This is a genomic window from Mesorhizobium sp. M7A.F.Ca.CA.002.04.1.1 (genome assembly GCF_004022805.1).
In the GTDB taxonomy this organism is placed as follows: Bacteria; Pseudomonadota; Alphaproteobacteria; order Rhizobiales; family Rhizobiaceae; genus Mesorhizobium; species Mesorhizobium ciceri.
In genome coordinates this window covers 1-10547 of the sequence record NZ_RZPL01000117.1, presented here as the reverse complement: position 1 = coordinate 10547, position 10547 = coordinate 1, and the positions used below count along the sequence as shown (strand labels likewise).

The following is a 10547-nucleotide window of genomic DNA, read 5'->3' as shown; positions in this document are numbered from 1 at the left end:
GGGGTGGGACGGCCTAGCTGGTATTGAGGCTGCTGCCCCCTCACCCGGATTGCCATCCGGGAAAAGCAATTCGGGGCAATCCGACCTCTCCCCGAGGGCAGAGGTCGGAGCCGGAACCGAGGAAAGATCACTGCCCCGGCGGAATCAGCCTGAAATCCGGCAGCTCACGCAAAACCAGTTCAGGTCCTGCCGGCGAATAGACGACGAACAGCTGCATCGGCCCGTCGCCGGTGTTGAGCGTCGAATGAAAGCGGCTTTCCGGCACGTAGATGGTGCAGCCGGGGCCGACCTTCTCGACCATCGGATTGCCCTTCTCGTCCTCGACCATCTGTTCGCCATGGCCTGAGATGACGAAGATGATTTCTTCCGCGCCCGGATGGTTGTGGCGCGTGTGGCCCTTGCCGGAAGGCAGGTCGACGACCCCGCCGGAAAAGCGGGTTGCGCCATTCACTTCGGGCGCCACCGTCAGCGCCAATTTTCCCCAGTCGAAGCCGAAGGCGCTGACGTCCTTCGGGTACACGAACACTTTGCTCTTGTCGGTCATCTCACTCATCCCTTCTTTTTCTTGAATGTGGTCTTCTGGCCGCCGAGCGCGACGGCCTTGAAATCGGCCGTCTGCTTGGCGATCGCGGCTTCCGCCGGCAGCCGTTCCATCGAGCTGGCGCCATAGAAGCCGTGCAGGCCCTTGGCCTGGGAGAGAATGTAACGGGCGTCGTCGGGCATCGAAATCGGGCCGCCATGGCAAAGCAGGATGACATCCTTGCGCACCGAGCGCGCGGCATTGGCGATGGCGTCGATCTCCTGAATGCAGTCGTCGAGCGACTTGGCTGACGTGGCGCCGATCGAGCCGCCTGTCGTCACACCCATATGGGCGACGACGATGTCGGCACCGGCCTTGGTCATGGCGCGGGCCTCATCCGGGTTGAAGACATAGGGCGTGGTCAAGAGATCGAGCTTGTGCGCCTCGGCGATCATGTCGACCTCGAGGCCGAAGCCCATGCCGGTTTCCTCGAAGCTCTGCCGCATGCTGCCGTCGAACAGGCCGATGGTGGGAAAATTCTGCACGCCGGAAAAGCCCATCGTCTTCAGCTCTGCCAATAGCAGCGGCATGATGACGAACGGGTCGGTGCCGTTGACGCCGGCCAGCACCGGCGTGTGTCTGACCACAGGCAGCACCTCATAGGCCATTTCCTTGACGATCTCGTTGGCGTTGCCATAGGCGAGCAGGCCGGCGGCCGAGCCGCGCCCGGCCATGCGGTAGCGGCCGGAATTGTAGATGATGATGAGGTCGATGCCACCGGCCTCCTCGGCCTTCGCCGACAGGCCGGTGCCGGCGCCGCCGCCGACGATCGGCACGCCCTTGTCGATCATTCCCCTGAATTTCTTCAAGATGTCCTTGCGCGGTATGGCGGGCATTTTTTGAGGTCTCTCACTGTCTGGCGATGTCGAGGAAGGCCGCTGTTGCTGCCTTTGCGAATTCCGGGTCGTTGATATGCAGCGGCAGGCGCGTCACGCGGCGCTTGCCGTTGGGCTTGATGGTGCGCTCGATGGCATCGAACAGAACGGCGTCGGCTTCCGGGTCGAAGAAGGCGCCGCCTTCGATGTCGAGCGCCGAGACGCCTTTTTCCGGGATGAGAAAATGCACCGGTCCCCCGCAGCGGGCGAGCCTGGTGCCGATCCACTCGCCGATCGCACGGCATTCGTCCGCCGTGGTGCGCATCAGCGTGACATTGGGATTGTGTTCGTAGAACAGCCGGTCGCGATAGTGCTCCGGGATGGTCGAAGGCGCCCAGAAGTTCACCATATCGAGCGCGCCGACGGAGCCGACATAGGGCAGCCCCGTGCGTGCGACGGCGCCGAAACGATCCTCCGTCGCCGGCAGCACGCCGCCGAACAGAAGATCGCAGACTTCGGTCGTGGTGATGTCGACGACGCCGGACAGCAAGCCGCTGTCGGCCAGCTTTTCCATGCTGCGGCCGCCAGTGCCGGTGGCGTGGAAGACCATGCAGTCATATCCGGAACGGAGCTGGTCGGCGATGGCGGTCACGCAAGGCGTGGTGACGCCGAACATGGTGAGGCCGATCGATGGTTTGCCGTCGGGTGGTGGCGCCGGGCTGGCCGCCATGCCTGATATGGCTTGAGCCGCGTTGTACAACACGACACGGGAGAGCCGGTTCAGTCCGGCCATGTCGGTCACAGAAGGCATCATGATGATGTCGGAGACATCGACGTAGGGAGCGGTGTCGCCGGAGGCGAGCGTCGAGACCATGATCTTGGGCAGGCCGAGCGGCAGGGCGCGCATGCCCGACGTGACGATCGATGTGCCGCCACCGCCGCCAATGCCGATCATGGCCGCGATGTCGTTGCGCGATTGGGCAAAGCGGGCGAAGGCGATGCCCATTGCGGCGACCGCGGCGCCGCGATCATTGCCGCCGAGCACGGTTTCACTGCCGCCGGGATGATGGTCGGCGATTTCCCTCGCGCTGATATCGACGGGGATGGTTGCGTCGCGCGTTCCGACATCGACACGACAAACGAGGGCGCCCGCAGCCGTGATTGCATCGGCCAGGAAGGCGAGTTCCTCGCCCTTGGTGTCCGCGGTCCCCACCACATAGATACGCTTCATTGCGCTCTCCCAATCCTGGCAGGCGCGATGCCGCCCCCATCGCTCATTGCCCGGGCCACTCGACGATGCGGACGCCATTGCAAATTTTTGAGACGTGCGTATCGTATTGGTATGAATGTCTCACGTCAACAATCCGCTGCGAGCGACGAGGCTGAACGGGCAACCGGCCCAGTGCCCGAACGTGGGCCGCGCGCGCGGACCAAACGGCTGATGCTGGAGACGGCAACAAGGCTGATGCAGGCGGGCGTCACGCCCTCGGTCAGCGAGGTCGCCGAGGCGGCCGAGGTTTCCCGCGCCACCGCCTATCGTTACTTCCCGAGCCAGTCGGCACTGGTGCAGGCCGTCGTCGACGAGGGGCTGGGGCCAATCCTCACCTGGCAATCGACCTCCGCCGATGCCGAGCGCCGGGTCGCCGAGCTGTTCGACACGGCCATGCCGCGCATCGAGGCCTTCGAGGCTACGTTCAAGGCAGCACTGAAGCTGTCGCTCGATCAATGGGCGCGGCGTCAGGCCGGCACGCTGGGCGGTGAGCCCGCCTTTACGCGTGGCCACCGCATCGACCTGCTGAAGGATGCGATCGCGCCGCTCAAGGGCCGTTTGCCGCCGCGCGACTTCAAGCGGCTGGCACAGGCGCTGTCGCTTATCTTCGGCGTCGAGGTGCTGATCGTGCTCAAGGATATCTGGGGGCTGGACAGCCGCCGGACGATGTCGGTCGCACAGTGGGCGGCCGGGGCGCTGGTGCGTGCGGCAGTGGCGGAATCGGTCGATGAAGGAGGCAGCCTCGATCCGAAGGCAGTCGTGAAATAGAGCCTAACTGGTTCGACCAGATTGGCATGCACACTACTGATCTTAGCGGTTGGGTGGGGTATTGGACAATACCCGATCATATCACTGAGTAGGAAAATCTTGGTAAAACAGGCAGATAAAGCGGTAATCCGATGGAAATGGCCACGTCAAGCTGCCAAGAAAGGGCTTGACGCGCATGCAAAATTGGTAATACCAGATTGGATCAGAAAAGCGGATCGAAAGTGAGGGCTGCGATCCATTTTCCGGCGGGGCGAGGAGGCTCGAAACCGGAAAGGTGCGATCACGGGAGGAACTACCAGGGCCGGCCACGTTGCCGGCTCGCACGATAAGGTAGAACGCGCACAAGGGAGGAAATCATTATGCGCAAGTTAGTGACCAGCGTACTTGCTGGTATCGGCTTAACGCTTGCCTGCGGAACGTCCGTTTACGCGCAGGAAAAGTCACTCACCATCTTCTGGGCTGAATGGGATCCCGCAAACTATCTGCAGGAGCTCGGCAACGAGTACGAGAAGCAAACCGGCGTCAAGATCACGGTGGAAACCACCCCGTGGGCCGACTTCCAGACCAAGGCCTTTACCGAGTTCAACGCCAAGGGCAGCGCCTATGACCTGGTCGTCGGCGACTCGCAATGGCTTGGTGCCGCCTCCGAGGGCGGTCACTATGTCGACCTCACCGACTTCGTCAAAGAGAACAAGGTTCTCGACAAGATGGCTCCGGCGACGGTCAAGTTCTACTCCGAATATCCCGGCAACAGCGGCAAATACTGGTCGATCCCGGCCGAGGGCGACGCCGTGGGCTGGGCCTACCGCAAGGACTGGTTCGAGGATCCGAAGGAAATGGAAGCGTTCAAGGCCAAGTATGGCTACGACCTTGCCGTTCCGAAGACCTTCAAGGAAATGACCGACATCGCGGAGTTCTTCAACAGGCCCGACCAGAACCGCTACGGCATCGCCATCTACACACAGAACCAGTATGACGGCCTGGCGATGGGCTTCGAGAACGCGCTGTTCTCGTATGGCGGTGAGCTCGGCGACTTCGGCACCTACAAGGTCGACGGCATCATCAACTCGGACAAGGCGGTGGCCGCGGCGGAAAACTACCGCAAGCTGTTCGGCTTCACGCCTCCGGGCTGGACCAACGCCTTTTTCGTCGAGAACAACCAGGCCATCACCGAAGGCCTGGCGGCGATGAGCATGAACTACTTCGCCTTCTTCCCCTCGTTGATCAACGAGGCGTCGAACCCGAACGCCAAGAACACCGGCTTCTTCGCCAACCCGGCAGGTCCAGGTGGCGAGCAGTTCGCCGCGCTCGGCGGCCAGGGCATTTCCGTCGTCTCCTATTCCAACAACAAGGAAGAGGCGATGAAATTCCTGAAGTGGTTCATCCAGGACGATACGCAGAAGAAGTGGGCGGCCCTCGGCGGCTACACCTGCAACAAGGCCGTGCTGGAATCGGCCGAGTTCCAGAACGCCACGCCCTACAACAAGGCCTTCTACGACACGATGTTCAAGGTCAAGGACTTCTGGGCGGTGCCGGAGTATGCGGAACTGCTGCAGCAGCTCAACCAGCGTGTCTATCCGTACATCGTAAACGGCGATGGTACGGCCAAGGAAATGCTGGATGCGCTGGCGAAGGATTGGGACGCCACGTTCAAGAAATACGGCCGCGGCCAATAACCGACATGTAGTGCGGAGGAGGCCTGCGCCTCCTCCGTTTTCTTTTTCAGGAATGGGAGCAGGTCTTGGCGACCACAATGATCACACCGCTGAATACCTCCTCCAGAGCCGCCTCTCGCGGCCTCAGCGACATTTCGATACGCAACCTCTTCATCATCCCGACGATCGTGTTCCTGATCGTCTTCAACATCTTTCCGCTGATCTATTCGCTCGGCTATTCCTTCACCGACTTCCGCGCATCGACCAATGCGCCGGCCAATTTCGTCGGACTGAAGAACTATCGCGAGCTCCTCAGCGACCCTTATATCTGGAACAATTTCGCGGTGACCGCGAAATACGTCATCGTCTCGGTCGTCGGTCAGGTTGTCGTCGGCTTTGGAACGGCAATGCTGCTCAATCGCACCATTCCGCTCAAGGGCCTGATCACGACATTGCTGCTCTTGCCGATGATGCTCTCGATGGCGGTGGTCGGCCTGTTCTGGAAGCTGCTCTACGATCCGTCCTGGGGTGTCATCAACTACGTGCTCGACCTCGGCAAATTCCAATGGCTCGGCGACCCGAAGATGGCGCTCTACGCGGTCGCGTTCACGGACATCTGGATGTGGTCGCCCTTCGTCATGCTGTTGTCGCTCGCCGGGCTTTCGGCGGTGCCGAAGCATCTTTACGAAGCTGCCGCGATCGACCGCGCCGGGCCGTTCTATACCTTCTTCCGCATCACGCTGCCGCTGGTCGCGCCGATCCTGATGATCGCGGTCATCTTCCGCACCATGGAAGCCTTCAAGACTTTCGATCTTGCTTATGTGCTGTCGACGCAGCCGAGCACGGAGGTGATTTCCATCCGTCTCTACAAGATGGCTTTCCAGGAATGGCAGACGGGGCGCTCCTGCGCGCTTGCCTATATCGTGCTGATCATGGTGCTGGCGATCACCAACATCTATGTGAAATACCTCAACAAAGTTAAGGAGCGCTGAGATGGCGGCCGTCCAGACTTCGGGTGAACGGGCGCTCAACAAGGTCGCTATTGTCGCCGTCCTTTTGGTGACGATCATCTTCCTGGCGCCGATCTACTGGATCGTGGCGACCTCGTTCAAGCCACGCAACCTGGCCACGACGATCCCGCCGACGGTGATGTTCGAGCCGACCATCTCGCCTTTCGTCAAACTTTTCACAAAGCGCTCACAGTTGCGCAGCCCGCCGTCGGCCGAAGAATATGCCGCCGCCCCGTGGTGGGAGCGCGTCGTGTTCGACGGCGGCGAGAAGATCGTGCGCGACGGCAAGGGCCAGGTGCAATGGTCGGGATATCCGAGCCGCTTCCTGAACTCGCTCATCATCGCCATCACCTCGACGGTGTTGGCGGTCGGCATGGGGACATTCACCGCCTATGGCTTCTCGCGCTTCAAGGTGAAGGGGGAAGCGGACCTGCTCTTCTTCATCCTGTCGACGCGCATGTTGCCGGCGGTGGTGGTCGCCATCCCGATGTTCCTGATGTACCGGGCAGTCGGGCTCAACGATACGCATCTGGGCCTGATCATTCTCTACACCGCCTTCAACCTGTCCTTCTCCGTGTGGCTGATGAAGGGTTTCATGGACGAGATTCCGAAGGAATATGAGGAGGCCGCGCTTGTCGACGGCTACACGCGCATGGAGGCGTTCTTCAAGATCGTGCTGCCGGAGGCCGCCACGGGCATCGCCGCCACCGCCGTGTTCTGTTTCATCACCGCATGGAACGAATACGCCTTTGCGCTGATCATGACCAACCGCCGCGCCCAGACCGCGCCTCCCTTCATCCCGAGCCAGGTCGGTTCGGGCCTGCCGGACTGGACGGTGATCGCCTCCGGAACCTTCCTGTTCCTGCTGCCGGTCGCCATCTTCACCTTCCTGCTTCGCAATCATCTGCTGCGCGGCATGTCCTTCGGAGCGATCCGCAAATGAGTTTTCGCGCCTTCAACCAGAAATACCTTGAACCTGGGTCGCAGATATTGATGGTGCTCGGCATCGTCGCGCTCTGCCAGCCCTGGAACATGCTGCTGCACAGCTATGGCCTGACCATCATCCTGATCGGGCTCGTCGGCTTCAACGTAACCTCCAAGATCGCGCCCGAGGAGAAGGCCGGCACCGGCCAGGTGCGCAATCCGGGAGCACAGCATTGACCCAGATCGAGCTTCGCGGCGTCCAGAAATTCTTCGGCGCCGTCCAGGTCATCAAGGACCTGAACCTCAAGATCGCCGACAACGAGTTCATCGTGCTGCTCGGCCAATCGGGCTGCGGCAAGACGACGACGCTGCGCGCCATCGCCGGGCTGGAAACCATCGACGAGGGCGACATCTTCATCGACGGCAAGCCGGTGCAGCATTTGAAGGCCGCCGATCGCGACATCGCCATGGTGTTCCAGTCGTTCTCGCTCTATCCGCATATGAGCGTCTACGAGAACATCGCCTTCCCCTTGCGTGCCACGCGCAAGAGCAAGACGGAGATCGACAGCGAGGTGCGCTCCGTCGCCAAGACGCTGCAGATCACCGACCTGCTGGACAAGAAGCCGTCGGCGCTCTCGGGTGGCGACATGCAGCGCGTCGCCATTGGCCGCGCTCTGGTGCGGCGGCCGAAAGCCATGCTGATGGATGAGCCGATCGGCGCGCTCGACGCCAAGCTGCGCGAGGAGATGCGCGCGGAAATCAAGCGGCTGCACATCAAGCAGGGCTCGACCACCATCTATGTCACGCACGACCAGATCGAGGCCATGAGCCTGGCCGACCGCATCGTCATCATGCACGCAGGCGTCTTGCAGCAGGTCGGCACGCCCGACGAGGTCTATTCGCAGCCGGCAAATCTGTTCGTGGCGCAATTCGTCGGCAGCCCGGTGATGAATGTCACCGATGCGGCGGTGGCCGAGACGACGTCCTCGGTTTCGGTGACGGTCGGTGGAGCCGCCGCCGGCTTCGAGTTCCCGCGAGCCCTGCTGTCGAAGCTCAACGGCCATGCCGGCGGCCAGTTGGCGCTTGGCATACGGCCGGAAGGCGTGCTCATCCGGCGCGAGGCGACCGAGGGCTTCGTGCCTGTCGACACACATATCGTCGAGCCGCTCGGCTCCTTCGACATCGTCGATCTCAAGGTCGGAACCGAGTTGCTGCGGGCCCGCACCAAGAGCGGCTTCGTTGCCGGACCCGGTGAAAGGGTCTTCGCCAGGATCGACCCGACCCAGGCGCATTTCTTCGACAAGGCAAGCGGCAAGTCGCTTGAGGTGAGACTCTGATGGCCCATATCCAGCTCAAGAACATCTCGAAGACCTTCGGCAACCACACGGCGCTCACCGGGCTCGATCTCGATATTGCCGATGGCGAGTTCTTCGTGCTGCTGGGCGAGACGGGCGCCGGCAAGACGACGACGCTGCGGCTTATCGCCGGCCTGGAGAAGCCCAGCGAAGGCCAGGTCTTCATCGACGGCGTCGACGTTGCCGACTGGGGTGCGGCCGAGCGTGACGTGGCGCTGGTGCTGCAGCAATATTCGCTCTATCCGCGCTACACGGTGCGCGAAAATCTCGAATTCCCGCTGAAGCCGAAAATTCGCCGGCTGCCCGACGCCGAGATCAAGGACCGTGTCGACCGTGCCGCCCGTACGCTGCGGATCGAGCATCTGCTCGACCGCAAGACGGATCGGCTGTCCGGCGGCGAGATGCAGCGCGTCTCGATCGGCCGCGCCATCGTGCGCAAGCCGCGTGTGTTCCTGATGGACGAGCCGCTGTCTGCGCTCGACGCCAAGCTGCGCGAGGCGCTGCGGACTGAACTGAAGAACCTGCAGATACAGCTCGGCGCCACCTTCCTGTTCGTCACCCACGATCAGATCGAGGCGATGTCGATGGGTGACAAGGTCGGCGTGCTCAACCATGGCCGAATCGTCCAGACCGGCACACCGCATGAGATCTACAACAATCCACGCGACACCTATGTGGCGAGCTTCGTCGGCTCGCCGCCGATGAACCTCATCGACGGCAAGCTCGTGAACGGCCGCGCGGTGATGGCGCCGCTGAATTTCGAATTGCCTTTTTCAGGGGGAGCCAAAGCGGGCGGGGCGACCGACGGTCGCCCGCTCGTCTTCGGCATTCGTCCCGAGGACGTCTATCTCGAGAGCGGCGCGCCGGTCGAGGCGCGTGTCCACGACGTCGAGAACCACGGCGTCGAAAAGATCCTGACGCTGCGCGTCGGCGACGCGACACTGCGTGCAACCGTGCCGGCCAGGACCGACGTCGCCATCGAGCAGGCGGTGCGCTTTGCCTGGAACCCCGACAAGGTGGTGCTGTTCGACAAGGGCAGCGGCGTCAGCTTGCGTCACGCCTCGTAGCCGCATCCCAGCCTATTTCTGGAAGTAGGTTTCGTAGGGCGTGTCGTTGATCAGCAGGATCACGCATTCCGTGTCGGAGACGCAGGCGTCGTCATGCATCTCATTGGCTTTCTGGGTCCAGTAGGATCCAGGAGGCAGTTCGACCTTGGTCGCCTCGCCGCCATCCATCTGCCAGTGCGCCCACATCCCCTTTATGACCACCGCACGGTAATCCGCGGTGTGCGCATGGACCGGTGCGCGCCAGTTGCCGGGAACCTTCAGCAACGTGCCTGCCGGACCCTTGGCCCGCTCGCCCCACAATGGGCCAAGACGATGCGGCTGGTCGGGTACTTCCGCCACATAGGGGATCTTGTCGGCCGGCAGGTAGCTGTCCTCGAGGGCAAAGGCGCGCCCGGGAACCGCAAGCATGACGGCGAGTGCGATGAGCTTCGGATGATTTGGCATTGGTTCTCCTCTTCGGACCGGCTTGCCGCCGGCCTCTCGCTGCCTGGTTCTGGCAAGCTATTGCATGCGGGTGGCCCGGCAATGGCATTGCGTCCGGAAGGCTTGGCAATTCATCCAGACCCGGCGATCCACGGCCGCGCTGCGGATGGTGCCGATGCGATTGATGCCGCGCGCCATGTCGATCATCCTGACCGGCGTTTCGCTGGCGACCGTCTGTGCGGCGCCGGTCGGCGCCTATGTCGGTGACATCTGGGGCTGGCGCACGGCCTTCATGATTGCGACCGTGGTCGCCGCCCTGGCGCTGCTGGTGCAGCTGGCCACCATTCCGAAATTGCCCCCCCGTGGGTGTGGCAAGCTTCCGCACCTTGCTCCACGTGCTGAAGCGTCCGTCGATCCGGGTGGCGCTGCTGGTCGTGCTGCTGGTCGCTTCGGGACACTTTGCCGGCTTCACCTATGTCCGTCCCTTCCTCGAGAAGGTCCCCGTGCTCGACATCGAGACGATCTCGCTGGTGCTGCTGGCCTATGGCATTGGCGGCTTCTTCGGCAATGTCGCCGGCGGCATCCTGGCCGAGCGCAGCCTCAAGGCAGCCGTTGGGCTGGCGCCCTTGCTGATCGCACCGGCCGCCGCCTCGATGCTGGTTTTCGGAGCTTCGCCGACG

At 62.4% G+C, this 10547-nt stretch carries 11 protein-coding genes and 1 pseudogene; 8 read left to right on the top strand and 4 right to left on the bottom strand.

Annotated elements, in window-relative coordinates:
• Positions 1–127 precede the first annotated feature (127 nt).
• The 3 genes from ENZ75_RS08870 to ENZ75_RS08860 are packed head-to-tail and all read right to left on the bottom strand — an operon-like array spanning position 128 to position 2626.
• Complete coding sequence (locus tag ENZ75_RS08870; protein ID WP_013529490.1) at positions 128–544, bottom strand: cupin domain-containing protein; 417 nt, start codon at positions 542–544, stop codon at positions 128–130.
• Between the two features lie 5 nt (positions 545–549).
• Complete coding sequence (locus ENZ75_RS08865) at positions 550–1416, bottom strand: phosphoenolpyruvate hydrolase family protein (RefSeq protein WP_024504438.1); 867 nt, start codon at positions 1414–1416, stop codon at positions 550–552.
• Between the two features lie 13 nt (positions 1417–1429).
• Positions 1430–2626, bottom strand: coding sequence for a Tm-1-like ATP-binding domain-containing protein (locus tag ENZ75_RS08860; protein ID WP_063169051.1), 1197 nt, complete (start codon positions 2624–2626; stop codon positions 1430–1432).
• Between the two features lie 111 nt (positions 2627–2737).
• Between ENZ75_RS08860 and ENZ75_RS08855 the strand changes: the two genes are divergently transcribed.
• The 7 genes from ENZ75_RS08855 (at position 2738) to ENZ75_RS08825 (ending at position 9444) form a co-directional block, all read left to right on the top strand.
• Entirely contained in the window at positions 2738–3433 is a 696-nt protein-coding gene (locus tag ENZ75_RS08855) for a TetR/AcrR family transcriptional regulator (protein ID WP_013529493.1), read from the top strand.
• A 359-nt stretch (positions 3434–3792) separates the two neighbouring features.
• A complete protein-coding gene (locus ENZ75_RS08850) occupies positions 3793–5109 on the top strand; it encodes an extracellular solute-binding protein (RefSeq protein ID WP_013529494.1) in 1317 nt (438 codons plus the stop codon).
• Positions 5110–5174: 65 nt separating this feature from the next.
• Positions 5175–6080 (top strand): sugar ABC transporter permease, encoded by a 906-nt coding sequence (locus ENZ75_RS08845; RefSeq protein WP_013529495.1) that lies wholly within the window; start codon positions 5175–5177, stop codon positions 6078–6080.
• A gap of 1 nt (position 6081) precedes the next feature.
• Positions 6082–7041, top strand: coding sequence for a carbohydrate ABC transporter permease (locus ENZ75_RS08840; protein WP_013529496.1), 960 nt, complete (start codon positions 6082–6084; stop codon positions 7039–7041).
• The gene (locus ENZ75_RS08835; RefSeq protein ID WP_013529497.1) at positions 7038–7259 is read left to right on the top strand and encodes a hypothetical protein; all 222 of its coding nucleotides are present in this window, start codon (positions 7038–7040) and stop codon (positions 7257–7259) included. The genes ENZ75_RS08840 and ENZ75_RS08835 overlap by 4 nt, the downstream gene beginning before the upstream one ends.
• Positions 7256–8359 carry an ABC transporter ATP-binding protein gene (locus tag ENZ75_RS08830; RefSeq protein ID WP_063169050.1) on the top strand — a complete coding sequence of 368 codons (1104 nt, stop codon included), beginning with the start codon at positions 7256–7258 and terminating at the stop codon, positions 8357–8359. The genes ENZ75_RS08835 and ENZ75_RS08830 overlap by 4 nt, the downstream gene beginning before the upstream one ends.
• Positions 8359–9444, top strand: coding sequence for an ABC transporter ATP-binding protein (locus tag ENZ75_RS08825; protein WP_013529499.1), 1086 nt, complete (start codon positions 8359–8361; stop codon positions 9442–9444). Before ENZ75_RS08830 ends, ENZ75_RS08825 begins: the two co-directional genes overlap by 1 nt.
• Positions 9445–9456: 12 nt before the next feature.
• On the opposite strand, the gene ENZ75_RS08820 is transcribed toward ENZ75_RS08825, so the two are convergent.
• Positions 9457–9888, bottom strand: coding sequence for a DUF4437 domain-containing protein (locus ENZ75_RS08820; RefSeq protein ID WP_013529500.1), 432 nt, complete (start codon positions 9886–9888; stop codon positions 9457–9459).
• 136 nt (positions 9889–10024) lie between these two features.
• Here ENZ75_RS08820 and ENZ75_RS08815 point away from each other — a divergent pair.
• Positions 10025–10547 (top strand): annotated as a pseudogene (locus ENZ75_RS08815) (MFS transporter); the annotation flags it as partial.